This is a genomic window from Citrobacter sp. Cb041, from assembly GCF_030336655.1.
Taxonomy (GTDB): Bacteria; Pseudomonadota; Gammaproteobacteria; order Enterobacterales; family Enterobacteriaceae; genus Citrobacter; species Citrobacter braakii.
In genome coordinates this window covers 438,309-452,952 of sequence record NZ_JAOWDD010000040.1, presented here as the reverse complement: position 1 = coordinate 452,952, position 14,644 = coordinate 438,309, and the positions used below count along the sequence as shown (strand labels likewise).

Below are 14,644 nucleotides of genomic sequence, written 5' to 3'. Positions count from 1 at the left end.
TGTGTTTTTATTTATTATGAAAATAACCATCTTCGATGGTGACTTTGAGTACGACTTTCTTCACTGCGTTATTACAAATAAAACGATAGGCTTCATGGTTGTCACAAATAACCATTTGTCCTTCGCGCACTTCTACGGTTTTTCCACAGCCTTTCAGATATTCGCGATCGGTTTCATCGCGATAATATTCAACCACCTGGAGATCCTCTTTGGCGGCATACTCTATTTTTTGCTGTCCTTGCAGGTAGTAATGGATCTCAAAATAACGACGATAACCGGTAAACAGTGCATCGGTCGCGGAGTCTGTCTCCACGCGATAGCTCAGGGAATCACCGATAGAGTGGGCGACACCTGGTTGAATATTGTCAATATTTTCAATCGCTTCGACGCAGCGCTGCCACTTCTTCCCGGATGCGTAAATTTGTTGGAACTGCGCTAAGTTGTCGATGATCCTCATTTTGTATTCTCGCTGTGCAAATTCGTGGAAAAGAACCCGGTACCAAAGACGCGGCTGGCGGCGGTTTGAGCGCTAGATTCGCTACCGGAAACCGGCAACAACGTGAAGCCGTAGGTGAACGAACGGAACCAGACGCGCCAGGAATCAAGCACCTCGCTTCCCCAGGAGTTGGAGCCTAAGCCCAGCACCTGGTGGTCCAGATTCAGGGTGATGTCATCGCTGCGCTGCAGCGCATTACAGTGCTGTGCGGCAAAGATATTTTCTGGCGTATAGCGCCAGGCGCTCAGGTTGACAGGGCGCTGCGGAACCACCAGCAGACCGTTGCCGTGGCGGTTGGTTAGCGTTGCCCAGCGCACGTCCTGACGATTGCCGTTGTTTTGCGGGAACGGATAGTTTTCGAACATCTCATCCACGCTGCTGCGCCAGATATCGATGATGTTGGCCTGCTGGCTATCGGCATAGTTTTCACCGGGACCACGTCCGTAATACGCCACCTGCCCCAAATCGCCGTTGATGCCCATCGTGAAGCCGATGCACGGAATAATGTCCCGGTACTCGCCGTAAGGCTGGCCGGAAAGCTCCACGTTCAACTGACCATCTGCGGCAATCCGCCAGCGGTAGGTACAGCGCATACCGAAATCAAATACCGGCGGGGCGATAATCGTCTGGCTGGTTATCAACAGCGCGTCATCGGTTTGCTCAATGGCAAAATCGCGCAGATGCTCCTGCATAATCTGTAAATGATTTGGTTGCCAAAGGCCTTCGAACTCTTGTTTGTGGTTATCAATGGTTGGTTTGAAGAAATTAATCTTCGGCTCGCGGGTAATCAGCTCCTCACCGTTAACGGTCCAGCTAATGGGCTTACCGTTCAGTTTTGAGAAGGTCAGAAGGAAGTTATAACCGCGTATGGTGCAGCTCTGGGGGCTGTCTTCCAGCGTCAGAGGGGTAGCGTTTTTCAGGCTAAACGGTACGGCAGCCGCCGTTCTGGCCTTCAGCGGGAACTGATAAGTCGCGATGTGGTGCCCGGCTTCGCTGTATGCCGTACGGGAATCTTTCGTCACGATGACGTTGAGGAACGCTTCGCGCGCATCCAGTTCCGGCAGTGTGCATTGCACCAGGGTATCGCTATTAGGAGGGACGTCGCGCAGTTTTATCTGCTGAGCAGAAAGCGTATCTCCTTCGGCGCGAACCTCAATATGCAAGGTGTAGTCGTCAAGCGTGGTAAACCACAGTTTGTTTTCTACCCGTAGCTCGCCGCGAGCCAGATCCTGTGCGCGTACTTTTACTGGCGCAATCACCTGCTTGTACTCCTGCAGACCCGGCCCCGGGGTTTGATCGGAATAAATCAGGCCATCAAGGCAGAAGTTGTAGTTGTTCGGATAGTCGCCGTAGTCGCCGCCATATTTGTACCAGACGTTGCCGTCGTCATCTTTGGCCTGAATCCCGTGATCGCACCACTCCCAGACATAGTGTCCCTGAATGCAGTCATGCTGATAAAAGACGTTCTGATATTCCGTCAGCCCGCCGGGACCGTTGCCCATGGCGTGAGCATATTCGCAGATGATGCGCGGCTTAGGATGTGGATATTCGCCAAACTCATTCATCAGCGGCACACGGGTGTACATGGTGGAGATGATATCCACCACTTCGGCGTCACGATCTTCTTCGTAATGGATCAGACGCGTGTCATCCAGCGCTTTCGCGGCGTGATACATGGCGCGGATGTTACAGCCGTATCCGGATTCGTTGCCGAGCGACCAGATGACGATCGACGGGTGGTTTTTTTGTGCATGGATGTGGCGCACGATGCGCTCAACGTAGACGTTTTCCCACAGCGGATCGTCGGTTATCCGGCTGATATCGCCGATATTGGCGAAGCCGTGAGATTCAACGTCGGTTTCAGCCATCACGAACAGACCGTAGATATCGCACAATTCATAGAAGCGCGGATCGTTCGGGTAATGGGCGGTACGCACGGAGTTGATGTTGTGCTGCTTCATTAACAGCAGATCTTTTTCAACGCGATCCATGCCAACCGCGCGGCCTTTAAGATGATCGTTATCGTGACGGTTAACGCCATGCAGCATCACGTAGCGGTTATTGATGTAAAACAGACCGTCGCGAACTTTGATATCGCGGAATCCGACCCGCTGTGGCACGACCTCAAGGAGATTGCCGTTGGCATCTTTCAGCGTCATCACCAGATGATAAAGATACGGCGATTCCGCTGACCACTGCTGCGGCGCGCTAACCTTGAAATTAAAAGCGGTGAGGGTGTGTTGATCCACTGCCAGATTGTTAATCACGCCGCTATGCAGCGCCTGCTCACCGTCAAACAAGGTGTATTCGAGCGACGCCATCGCTGGCGTGGAAGCCAGGTTTTCCAGCGCAATGTCGCAGGTGAGGATGGCGTCGCGATAGTCATCATCGAACTCGGTGCGAACGGTAAAATCCTGAATATGGGTCGCCTCTTTGCCTACCAGATAGACGTCGCGGAAAATTCCCGCCGACCACCACATGTCCTGGTCTTCAACGTAAGTGGAATCAGCCCATTGCATTACGCGAACGCACAGCAGGTTGTCACCGGTCTTCACCACCGCGCTGATATCAAATTCAGCCGTCAGGCGGCTGCCTTTGCTGAAACCGACGTACTGACCATTCACGTAAACTTCGAAGTAGGTTTCTACGCCATCAAATTTAATCAGCGTTTGTTTGCCCTGCCAGCCTTCGCTGAGGGAGAAAATGCGCTGGTAGGCTCCGGTGGGGTTATTGGTCGGAACGTAGGGGACATCAATCGGGAAAGGAAAACCTTCGTCGGTATACTGCAGTTTGCCGTGTCCTTCCATCTGCCACATGCCTGGGACGGTGATGCTGCCCCAGTCATTCATCAACTGCGACGTAAAGATTTCCGGTACCTGCAGCGGATGCTCAAAGTACTGAAAATTCCACTGACCGCTTAGCAACTGAAAGAGGCTGCTGGTTTCGCGGGCAAACGAGCGAGCCTGCGCAACGGAGTCATAAGAGAAAAAATATGCGCGTGGCGCCAGTCGATTTTCGTGGGTGAGCTGAATGTTTTCCCAGCGATTCATAAGGCCTCCCGGTGGAGAAAAATCGGAACCATTCATTGTAATGGTGAGTAAGTGTAATTGATGGTGATTTTAGTAAAAGTTTTACTAAAATATAGCGAATGAGGTGATTTACTTTAACTGGATCACGAAAATAATGGGGGCGCAGAAAATAATGCATGACAATGCGCGCCCGGCATCTGAAGAAACCGGGCGTGTTTACTGGGGATTTTAGCGGGTGGTGCCGCGCAGTTTCAGCTTGCTGGGAACAAAAACCAGCAGAGGAAGCGCACGCCCGTCGCGGGCTTTCTCAAACAGCAGGTTGACGCCCTGACTGCCCATCATTTCTGAATGGATGCGAACGGTGGAAAGCGGAGGAAAGGTGAAGCGCGCTGTCGGGATATCATTAACGCTAATCAGCGAAATGTCCTGCGGAATGTTCAGGCCACGCTCGTGAATGGCGCGCAGAACGCCAATAGCAATCGAGTCTGAAGCCACAAACAGGGCACCGGGATAGTCGGCTTTCGCCAGCATTTTTTTGGCCAGTTCATACCCTGATGAACTGGAGAAACCGCCGCGATAGATGTCCTGTTCAGAAACGACCTGCTGCAGACGACCGTATTCGACAAACGCGGCTTCACGGATATCTGCCTTGCCGGGTTCGTCTTCACCGCCGATGAAGCCAATGCGAGTGACGCCCTGGGCGATGAAGTAGTCGATGCTCTCTTTACTGATGCGGGCCAGATCGATATCGACGGCGTCATATTCGCTGCCGGGTTCATGGAAATCGATAAAGCAGATGTTGTCAGTAAGCGCTGTTGCCGCATTACGCAAAACCGGAGAAGGCTTGCCGACAATAAGAATGCCGGTAATGTTTTTGCTCTCCGGCAGCCCACTGTGCTCATAGCAGTTGGTCAGTTCGATCCCCAGCTTCTCACACTGGGTTTCTATTCCGTGACGGATCGCGAGATAGTAAGGATCGTTGATTTCCAAATCCTGCTGGTAGCTGTAGAGCGCCAGAATATGCTGGGGGCCGAGCGCGCTGGTCTGGTTTTTACGAGCACTGCTGGTTTTGTACTCCAGTTTTTCCGCGATCTCCAGAATGCGATGCTTGGTCTCTTCTTTTACATTCAGCGTGGGGTCATCGTTTAAAACCCGGGACACTGTCGCCAGGGACACGCCAGCTTCGATTGCGATGTCTTTAAGTGTTGCCATGTTTGCCTTTTCCCTGAGTTACCTGCGCATTGTAAATGAAGTGCTTATCTATTCATCTGTTTTCAGTAAAAAAAGTACGTTTAATTGACATGCCTGGGGTAAAACTGGGCTTTCAGAGTGTGATGACTACGTCATTTTCCCGCTTTTGAGAACCATGCCAAGAAAATATTTTGCTAGTATTTAGTAAAATTTTACCAAAGGAGAACACAATGGATACCGTCGCATTTGCTGATTTTGCCCGAATGGAAATACGTGTTGGAAAAATCGCACAGGTAAAGCGCCATGACAATGCTGATAAGTTGTATATCGTGCAGGTGGATGTGGGAGAGCGTACGCTGCAAACCGTGACCAGCCTGGTGCCTTATTACAGCGAAGAGGAGCTGATGGGGAAAACGGTGGTGGTGCTGTGTAATCTGCAAAAGGCCAAAATGCGCGGGGAAACGTCAGAATGCATGTTGCTGTGCGCTGAGACGGACGATGGCAGCGAAAGCGTGCTGCTGACGCCAGAACGCCTTATGCCTGCGGGTGTGCGGATTGTTTAAGTTGTGCTAATTGCCGGATGGCGGCTACGCTTTTAGCCGACCTACATTTGATCCCGTAAGCCTGAGATGCGCAGCGCCATCCGACCTGTATTACACCTGCTCAACGCTCACCCGTAATGCTGCCAGGGCTTTGCGCGTCGATCGCAATACCAGATCGCATTGCTCGATCGTTAACGTTAACGGCGGTTCGATACGGATCGTCTTTGCATTGTTTAGCGTGCCGGCAACCAGTACCCGCTGGCGGAACATCTCACTGGCAAAGTTGTAGCCGATTTCATTATCGACAAACTCAATTGCCATCAGCATGCCTTTACCGCGTACATCATGCACCAGGTCTGGGTACTCCCGCGCAAGCTGGCGGAAACCATCCAGCAACATATCGCCTTTCTGCTCCGCCTGAGCCGGTAAATTTTGCTCCAGCAGGACGTTAATGGTGGCTAACGCAGCCGCACAAGCGAGCGGGTTGCCGCCAAACGTGGTGGTATGCAAGAAGGGATTGTCGAACAGGACGGAAAACACCTCTTCGGTGGCAATGGTTGCGCCAATTGGCATCACGCCGCCGCCCAGCGCTTTGGCCAGACACATAATGTCGGGCTGCACGTTTTCGTGCTCGCAGGCGAACATTTTGCCGGTACGACCCATGCCGGTCTGCACTTCATCAAGGATCATCAGCGCGCCAAACTCATCGCAAAGTTTACGCACGGCGGGCAAATACCCTTGCGGTGGCAGGATCACGCCCCCTTCACCCTGGATAGGTTCGAGGATCACGGCTGCGACGTCGTCACCGGTCTTTTTACACTCGCTGAGCATGGTGCGCATCGCGTTAATATCGCCAAACGGCACATGGCGGAAACCCGGCAGCAGCGGCATAAAGGGTTTGCGGAAGGTTGATTTAGCCGTGGCGGACAGTGCTCCCAGTGATTTGCCGTGGAATGCGCCACTGGTGGCAATGAACGTAAATTTACCGCGCGGCGATTGATACGCTTTCGCCAGCTTCAGAGCGGCTTCAACCGACTCGGTCCCGCTGTTACAGAAAAAACTGTATTTCAGTTTACCTGGCGCCAGCGCGGCGAGGGTTTTTGCCAGCATGGCCCGCAGAGGGTCAAGTAACTCCTGGCTGTGCAGAGGTTGTTTCGCGAGTTGATTCTGTACGGCGGAAACCACGACTGGATTACGGTGCCCCACGTTGAAAATTCCAAATCCACCCAGGCAATCGACGAACTCCTGCCCCTGGGTGTCGACAAGCGTATTCAGGCTTCCCGCTTGCCACTCTACGGCTCCGTAATCCCCGCCTGCAGTTACAGATTTTCGATACTCTAAGAACCCCGGATTGACATGCTCCTTGAAGTATTCAATCACCTCTCGGTTTAATGATTTCATTTCCTCATGATCAAGCGTGCGCTTTTCGATGAGATTCAGTGCGTGTGCGCTGCAGGCCAGGGCCGATGCGCTGGAAGGTAACCTGTTCAAAATATGCTCCCGGAGCTCGCGTATCACATGATACTGATTTAAGTATTGCAGTGATTGCGCCATTCCGGCGCGCTTAGCAAAAATCGGGATAAACACCAGGAAACATCTCATTCACGCAACATTTAATTCTAATGTTTAACATTTGCTGGCATTTTGCCCAGGTTAAGGCCGTGAAAACAGATCGGAAAAGCACTTTTCTGCTCTAAAAGTGAGCAATATTTGCACTGTGACGGTGCGTTGGTAGACGTGTAGTTGAATAGTTACTGAATGAAAGTATTTTAAATCAATGGATTAGAATGCGTACAGATTTTGAGGTTTAATCGCAAATTGCGATCTAAATCAAATTTAACAACTAAAGATAAAAAAATTATCGCCGAAATAACATAAGCCGAAAGAGTTAACAACCAGATAACCTGCACAGGACGCAATCATGTCTTCTCATCCCTACGTTAGTCAGCAAAATACACCGCTGGATGATGATATCACCCTCATGTCGACCACCGATTTACAAAGCTATATCACCCACGCGAACGATACCTTTGTCCAGGTCAGTGGCTATCAACTGAATGAATTGCTCGATAAGCCGCACAATCTGGTTCGTCATCCGGATATGCCAAAAGCGGCGTTTGCGGATATGTGGTACACCCTGAAACAGGGCGAGCCATGGAGCGGGATTGTGAAAAACCGGCGTAAGAATGGCGATCACTACTGGGTAAGGGCCAATGCGGTGCCGATGGTACGGGAAGGTCGTGTCACCGGATATATGTCGATTCGTACCCGGGCCACGGACGAGGAGATTGCGGCGGTAGAGCCTTTATATAAAGCGCTGAATGAAGGGCGTTGCAACCGACGTATCCATAAAGGACTGGTGGTACGCAAAGGCTGGCTGGGTAAACTCCCGGCGCTGCCGATTCGCTGGCGAGTGCGCAGCGTAATGGCAATTATGTTTATCGTACTGGCGGCCGCATTGCAGCAAATGGGCGGCGAATGGCCGTTACTGCTGATAAGCGCGCTGGTGATGATGCTGGGAACGGCTATTTTCGAATGGCAGATTGTGCGTCCTATTGAGAATGTCGCTCGTCAGGCGCTAAAAGTGGCGACCGGTGAACGAAACAGCGTGTCGCATCTTAACCGCAGTGATGAACTGGGCCTGATGCTGCGAGCGGTCGGGCAACTGGGGCTAATGTGCCGTTGGCTCATCCATGATGTCTCCAGTCAGGTGAGCTGTGTGCGCAGCGACAGCGAAACGCTGGCGAAAGGCAGCGATGATTTAAACAAGCATACGCAGCAGACCGTAGAGAACGTGCAGGAAACGGTGACCACTATGAATCAGATGGCGGCATCGGTGAAGCAAAACTCAGAGACCGCCGCCGCGGCCGACAAGCTCTCCATTGCAGCCAGCAGCGCGGCGACGCACGGCGGCGAGGCGATGGATACCGTCATCAAAACTATGGACGATATCGCCAACAGCACCCAGCGGATCGGCACCATTACCACGCTGATTAACGATATCGCTTTCCAGACTAATATTCTGGCCCTGAACGCCGCTGTTGAAGCCGCACGGGCGGGTGAGCAGGGGAAAGGGTTCGCCGTGGTGGCGGGAGAGGTGCGTCATCTTGCCAGCCGCAGCGCCAGTGCAGCCAATGATATCCGCAAGCTGATTGATGCCAGCGCCGATAAGGTGCAGTCCGGATCTGACCAGGTTCACGCCGCAGGGCGCACGATGGATGATATTGTGGCGCAGGTGCAAAACGTGACGCAGTTGATCGCCCAAATCAGTCACTCAACGCTGGAACAGTCAGATGGTCTTTCGAGCCTGACTCGCGCAGTGAATGAATTAAGCAACATTACGCAGAAAAACGCCGAGCTGGTTGAAGAGAGTGCCCAGATTTCCGCGATGGTGAAACATCGCGCTGGTCGTCTGGAAGATGCAGTCACGGTGCTGCATTAATATTAACGATAAAGGCGGAACGCAGGGTGAACGCGTTCCGCCTGCTCTGTAGATTAATCCAGTTGAGTAATATCCAGCGCAGCGCGATCGATAATACCGATGATTTTTTTGATCTGCGCATCGCTGGTATCACCATGATTGACCCGTAGGTCCAGCACGGCTTTGAAGTTCTCCAGCGCGCGTTTCATCTGCGGATTCTTGCGTAATTCAAAACCCACGCAGCGGGCTTTAATACGTTCGTGGATATGTTCCAGATGCTCACGGTTTTCATCCAGCCACTGCTGGCCCTGGGTTGTGATCGCTATCTGTTTACGCCCGCCTTCCTCGTCGCTGATGGTGATCAGCTCTTGATCCTGCAAGAAATCCAGCGTCGGATAGACGACGCCCGGGCTCGGGGTATAGTTGCCCTGAGTCAGGGTTTCAATCGCTTTAATCAGCTCATAGCCGTGGCTGGCGTCGCGGGTCAGGATATCCAGAATGACCAGGCGTAATTCTCCGTGACCGAAGAAGCGCTGGCGACGACCGCCGCCGCGACCGTGGCGGTGTCCACAACCCTGTTCGTGGTGATGTTCTTTGTTGCAGCCTTCATGGCGATGTTCTTCACCTTTGCAGCAACCTGCATGGTGTTCGTTGTGGCGGCCTTCGTGGTGACGTCCTTCACCCTTGCAGCAGCCTTCGTGTTGGTGCTCTGTATGCTTGCAGCAACCTTCATGATGGTTTTGCATCATCGTCTCCTGATGTATTTTAGATATATCTAATTTATATCTAAATATTGTTTTGGTGCAAGCCAATAAAATGTTTTTTGTTTAAGTTAGTGATTTTTATCTGTTTTAAAGGGGTTGCGTTAGCCGGTTAATCAGAAGGCGACTATATCAAAAAAGTGCTTGCAATCTTTCTGATTAGCAATCATTATCATTTAAAAATTAAATTAGATATATCGTATTATCTTCCGAAGGCGAAAAAATGACAAAAAACACCTCACGCTACCCGCAGCGCGTTCGCAATGAACTGCGTTTTCGGGAACTTACCGTCCTGCGCGTCGAACGTATTAGCGCGGGCTTTCAGCGCATTGTACTGGGCGGTGACGCTCTGGATGGTTTTAGCTCACACGGCTTTGACGACCATACCAAGGTCTTTTTCCCTGAACCGGGCAGCCACTTTGTGCCGCCGGTTGTCACCGATGAAGGTATTGTCTGGGCTGACGGCGTGCGTCCGATATCCCGTGATTACACGCCGTTGTATGACGAAGCGCGCCATGAGCTGGCACTGGATTTCTATATTCATGACGGTGGCGTGGCAAGTACGTGGGCGATGAATGCCCGCGAGGGTGACAAGCTGACGGTAGGCGGACCGCGTGGTTCTTTGGTGGTGCCAGAAGACTATGCGTATCAGGTTTACGTGTGTGATGAATCGGGAATGCCTGCGCTGCGCCGACGCCTGGAGTCGCTCAGCCGTTTAGCGGTACGTCCGAACGTCACGGCGCTGGTAAGCGTGCAGGATGCCGCGTACCAGGACTATTTTGCCCATCTCGACGGATTTACTATTCAGTGGTTTATCGGCCATGACGAGCAGGCGGTGAATGAACACTTATCGCAGCTAAGCGTACCTGCAGATGATTACTACATCTGGATTACCGGCGAAGGTAAGGTGGTCAAAAACCTGAGTGCTCGCTTTGAAAGCGAGGCGTTCGATCAGCAACTTGTTCGCGCAGCGGCTTACTGGCATCAGCGTCGTTAATCAGTAATTAGATGGCGGAACGCCAAACGCCTGGCGGAATGCGTAGCTAAATGCCGCGGTGCTTGAATACCCTACGTCGAGCGCCACGGCGGTCACGCTTTTATTTTTCTTCAGCATTAATACGGATTCCAGAATACGCATTTTTTGCTTCCAGACGCTGAAAGGCAATCCGGTTTCTTTTTTGAAATGGCGTGAAAAGGTACGGGCAGACATACCCAGATGCTGCGCCCAGTATTCAACCGAATGCTCCAGCGCCGGGGATTCTTGTATTGTTCGGCAAACCTTGGTTAATTCGCGATCCTGCGGCCAGGGTAATACAAAAGCGACTTCCGGAAGCTGCAGAATAATGTCGACCAGGACGCTAACCAGCTTGCCTTCTTTTGACTGGCTATCATAATGGCCCGAAATTAAATTCGTGGCGTAATGAATAAACTCTCTGGCGAAATCACTGATAGCCACCACTTTACATTCATTGATGCTCTCTTCAAGAAAGCTCGGTTTAATATCCAGATTCTCTAAATGCACATCATCCAATGCCCAAACCGCATGCTCCGTATTATTCGGGATCCAGATGCCATAATGCGCCGGGATTATCCAGCACTTGCCGGCAACATCAATACGCATACTGCCTTTGCGGGCGAAATGAAACTGCATAAAAGAGTGTGAATGCTGTGGAACATGATGATTGGCTTCCAGGACATAAGAGCGAAAGTAAACATCCTGCGGCAGTTCCGTCATGGAGTTATCCGGGAAGGAGTTCCACTGTTTTTGCACGAGAGTTTCCATAAATAAATCGTCAATGCTCCCGATGGTGTGTCCGCTGCTCGATAGATCTTGTCCGCGGATCATAATACATACACTCTGTTTTCCATAATAATCTTGCGTAAGAATTTTTAGCCCACCTTTGGTAAATACCATGAACTCGCTTTGTTCAGATGCTGTCATCGTCAATGAAACAAATGATAACTGGACCCGAATGGGAAAAGAGCTGCTTTCGCAAGCGGATATCAGGATTAATGGCTCCCGCGCCTGGGACATTCAACTTCATCATGCCGGTTTCTTTAAACGGGTACTGCAACAAGGCTCGTTAGGGCTTGGCGAAAGCTATATGGAAGGCTGGTGGGACTGCGAGCGGCTCGATATTCTGTTCTGCAAAATCCTGAAAGCAAAACTTGATCAGCAGATGCCGGGTAACCTGAAAGATATTTTACGTATTGCCAGCGCACGCCTGTTTAATTTGCAGTCGCGGAGCCGCGCGTGGATTGTCGGCAAAGAACATTATGATATTGGTAACGATCTCTTTGCGCTGATGCTTGATCCGCATATGCAATATTCCTGCGCTTACTGGAAAGATGCGACCACATTAGACGATGCGCAAAATGCTAAATTAAAAATGATCTGTGAGAAGCTACAACTTAAACCGGGTATGCGTTTACTCGATATTGGTTGTGGCTGGGGTGGACTGGCGGAATATGCGGCGCGTCATTATGGCGTGGCGGTGGAAGGCGTCACCATTTCCAAAGAGCAGCAAAAAATGGCGCAGCAGCGCTGTGAAGGACTGGACGTTAACATTCTGCTGCAGGATTATCGCGACCTCGATAAACACTACGATCGCATTGTCTCCGTGGGGATGTTTGAACACGTCGGGCCAAAAAACTACGACACTTATTTCAGCATCGCCGACCGCTGTTTAAAACCGGACGGACTGTTCCTGCTACATACCATTGGTAGCAATAAAAAAGGGATGAGCGTCGATCCGTGGATCAATAAATACATTTTCCCGAACGGCTGCTTACCGGCGATCTCCCATATTGCCGAAGCCAGCGAATCACGGTTTGTGATGGAAGACTGGCATAACTTTGGCAGCGATTACGATAAAACGCTGATGGCGTGGCACGAGCGCTTTAATCAAGCATGGCCGGAGCTGTCATCACGTTATTCCGCCACCTTCAGAAGAATGTTTAACTACTATTTATGCGCCTGCGCCGGGGCTTTCCGCGCCAGAGATATTGAACTTTGGCAGGTGCTGTTTAGTCGCGGCGTAGAGGGCGGGATCCGCGTGTATCGTTAACGTTCTGCCTGATAAGCGAAGCGCCATCAGGCAGTAAATACCTGAGAAGCGCTCCTTGTTACATCTTAGCCCAGCTCACTCTCCGCCAGCGCTTTAAACACCATCGCTACGGCGTGCGCGCCGGGGTCCATATTTCCGAGTAGGCTTTCGCTGCTCAGATACGATGCGCGACCCGCATTGGCTTTGCTCGACAAACAGGTTCGTTCGGCTCCCGCTTGCGCGGCGTCGAATGCGGCCTGCAGATTTTTCGGCTGTGTGAGCAGCGAAGTCAGGGCCGGTTGCAGCGCATCAATCATCGTGCGATCGCCTTCGTCTGCGCCGCCGTAGAACTTCATCTGCGCCAGCCCCGTATTTAGCGCTTCGACAACGTTAGCGCCCTGTTCCAGTTTCTGCCCGGCGGCGGTAAAGAAGATTGACATCAGCACACCGCTGGAACCGCCCATCACCACGGTCAGACGTTCGCCAATCAGCGCGAACAGCGTGGCAAGGTTATCCAGCGGCAGCTGCTGGCGATGCAGCAGGCTGGCAATTTCACGCGCGCCGGCGGCAAAGGTCGAACCTGTATCGCCATCGCCGACTTTGGCGTCCAGCGCATTCAGATGAGTCTCCAGATCGGAAAGGGTTGCGGTGACCAGCTCCACAATCCCGGCCACCAGGGCGTTTGCCGAAGGCTGGAATTCCACGCGGGCGCTACGCTGAGATGACGCTACGCAGCTGATTTCACGCGGTGGGACCGGCGTCGGCCAGTTGCTGGTTTCCACTTCGGTGAGCAGTGCTTTTTCGATGCTCTCTTCCAGCACGATGGCCGTCAGTGAGAAGCCTTTCATATCCAGCGCAGTGACCAGCGAGGCCGGGCCAATTAGCCAGTCGATACGCGAGTGCAGCGGGCTGCTGGCGAGTTCGCGGGTGATGATGGCCATTTCGGCCACGGAAACGCCGCCAAGATTATTAATCATCACCGCCAGACGACCGGTTTCAGGCAGGGCGGCCAGCAGTTTATCCACCATCAGGTTTACCACTTGCGCACTGTTTTGGGTGTCGATAACCGATGCGCCTGGTTCGCCGTGAATGCCCATACCCAGCTCCGCATGACCCGGATGATGACGAGGGGCTGCGTCGGTTTCTTGCGGCAGATGACAGCTGGAAAGGGCTACGCCCAGGCTAAAGGTGTTGCTGGCTGCGTACTGCGCTTCACGCAGGACGGTGGCGAGGTTATAGCCGCGTTCGGCAAAATAGCCTGCGACTTTATGCACCAGGATAGTTCCCGCAATGCCACGTGGGTGTTTGTTATCCGGCAGGGAGATGTCGTCGCCGACAATCAGCATTTCAACGTTATAGCCAAGGCGACGCGCCTTCTCGGCGGCGAGACCGAAATTAAGACGGTCACCGGTGTAGTTTTTCACAATCAACAAACAGCCAGCCTCACCGGTCACCGCCTGAATGGCGGTCAGTACTGCATCCATGCTCGGGGAGGCGAAAACATCGCCGCAGACCGCAGCGGTTAGCATGCCTTTACCGATAAACCCAACGTGCGCGGGTTCGTGTCCCGAACCGCCGCCGGAAATGACCGCTACGTTATTTTTATTAAGGTCACGACGGACCACGATGCGAATGGCCGGATCGCTTTCCAGACGCGCCAGGTTATTCCATGGGCTGGCGATAATCGCCCCGTCGATGACGTCGCTCACAAGATGGGTGCGTTGGTTAAAAAAGAATTGAGACATAACGGCTCCTCGAGGTTGAGTGAAAGACAAACCCCCGAATGTAGGATCATGGTGCGGAGGCAATGAAGAGATTCTGGCGAAGTCAGCGTGGAAAAAAACAACGCTAAAATGAGTTTCATTACGGAACGCTGACGCTGTTTTTTGTTCCGAAATGAAACTTAAAAAAGCGGGGAATGATCATAATGCGAGCTCGCTCGACTTTTTTCTCCTGCGATCAGCGCCGCTCATACGGCGCAGCCAGCCTTTTTTTGCCGGTTTTAATACAACTGCATGAGTAAAAGAGGAACTGAGCTTCGTGTTTGCTGGAGATTTGGGGGTAAATGAACGGATCGGGATCGCAAACCTTATCATTTTTGTGGATAAGCGTTCCAGAATGGAACGTGCGTCGTTTTTATCTGTTTCATATCAGAAC

At 52.1% G+C, this 14,644-nt stretch carries 11 protein-coding genes; 4 read left to right on the top strand and 7 right to left on the bottom strand.

The window, feature by feature from the left end; translation table 11 throughout:
• Positions 1-7: 7 nt before the first annotated feature.
• From OGV52_RS17590 to ebgR, 3 genes are all read right to left on the bottom strand, one after another.
• Positions 8-457 (bottom strand): beta-galactosidase subunit beta, encoded by a 450-nt coding sequence (locus OGV52_RS17590; protein WP_047358669.1) that lies wholly within the window; start codon positions 455-457, stop codon positions 8-10.
• On the bottom strand, positions 454-3,546 hold the full coding sequence (gene ebgA, locus OGV52_RS17585) for a beta-galactosidase subunit alpha (RefSeq protein WP_287108857.1): 3,093 nt from the start codon (positions 3,544-3,546) through the stop codon (positions 454-456). The genes OGV52_RS17590 and ebgA overlap by 4 nt, the downstream gene beginning before the upstream one ends.
• A gap of 207 nt (positions 3,547-3,753) precedes the next feature.
• On the bottom strand, positions 3,754-4,737 hold the full coding sequence (gene ebgR, locus OGV52_RS17580) for a transcriptional regulator EbgR (RefSeq protein WP_047499182.1): 984 nt from the start codon (positions 4,735-4,737) through the stop codon (positions 3,754-3,756).
• 209 nt (positions 4,738-4,946) lie between these two features.
• Here ebgR and OGV52_RS17575 point away from each other — a divergent pair, with 209 nt between their 5' ends.
• Complete coding sequence (locus OGV52_RS17575) at positions 4,947-5,279, top strand: tRNA-binding protein (RefSeq protein ID WP_016157522.1); 333 nt, start codon at positions 4,947-4,949, stop codon at positions 5,277-5,279.
• Positions 5,280-5,369: 90 nt separating this feature from the next.
• Here OGV52_RS17575 and ygjG read toward each other — a convergent pair whose 3' ends face one another.
• A complete protein-coding gene (gene ygjG, locus OGV52_RS17570) occupies positions 5,370-6,749 on the bottom strand; it encodes a putrescine aminotransferase (protein WP_049259762.1) in 1,380 nt (459 codons plus the stop codon).
• Between the two features lie 430 nt (positions 6,750-7,179).
• Between ygjG and OGV52_RS17565 the strand changes: the two genes are divergently transcribed.
• Complete coding sequence (locus tag OGV52_RS17565; protein WP_200047060.1) at positions 7,180-8,700, top strand: methyl-accepting chemotaxis protein; 1,521 nt, start codon at positions 7,180-7,182, stop codon at positions 8,698-8,700.
• A gap of 53 nt (positions 8,701-8,753) precedes the next feature.
• On the opposite strand, the gene OGV52_RS17560 is transcribed toward OGV52_RS17565, so the two are convergent.
• The gene (locus OGV52_RS17560) at positions 8,754-9,428 is read right to left on the bottom strand and encodes a PadR family transcriptional regulator (protein WP_181220869.1); all 675 of its coding nucleotides are present in this window, start codon (positions 9,426-9,428) and stop codon (positions 8,754-8,756) included.
• A 235-nt stretch (positions 9,429-9,663) separates the two neighbouring features.
• Between OGV52_RS17560 and OGV52_RS17555 the strand changes: the two genes are divergently transcribed.
• Positions 9,664-10,437, top strand: a complete 774-nt coding sequence (locus OGV52_RS17555; RefSeq protein WP_019077743.1) for a siderophore-interacting protein — start codon at positions 9,664-9,666, stop codon at positions 10,435-10,437.
• Here OGV52_RS17555 and OGV52_RS17550 read toward each other — a convergent pair whose 3' ends face one another.
• Complete coding sequence (locus OGV52_RS17550; protein ID WP_200047059.1) at positions 10,438-11,286, bottom strand: helix-turn-helix domain-containing protein; 849 nt, start codon at positions 11,284-11,286, stop codon at positions 10,438-10,440.
• A 67-nt stretch (positions 11,287-11,353) separates the two neighbouring features.
• Here OGV52_RS17550 and cfa point away from each other — a divergent pair, with 67 nt between their 5' ends.
• Entirely contained in the window at positions 11,354-12,508 is a 1,155-nt protein-coding gene (gene cfa, locus OGV52_RS17545) for a cyclopropane fatty acyl phospholipid synthase (RefSeq protein WP_046276244.1), read from the top strand.
• Positions 12,509-12,573: 65 nt separating this feature from the next.
• Here the strand turns inward: cfa and OGV52_RS17540 are convergent, their stop codons facing one another.
• Positions 12,574-14,232, bottom strand: coding sequence for a glycerone kinase (locus OGV52_RS17540; RefSeq protein WP_287108854.1), 1,659 nt, complete (start codon positions 14,230-14,232; stop codon positions 12,574-12,576).
• Positions 14,233-14,644: the final 412 nt, after the last annotated feature.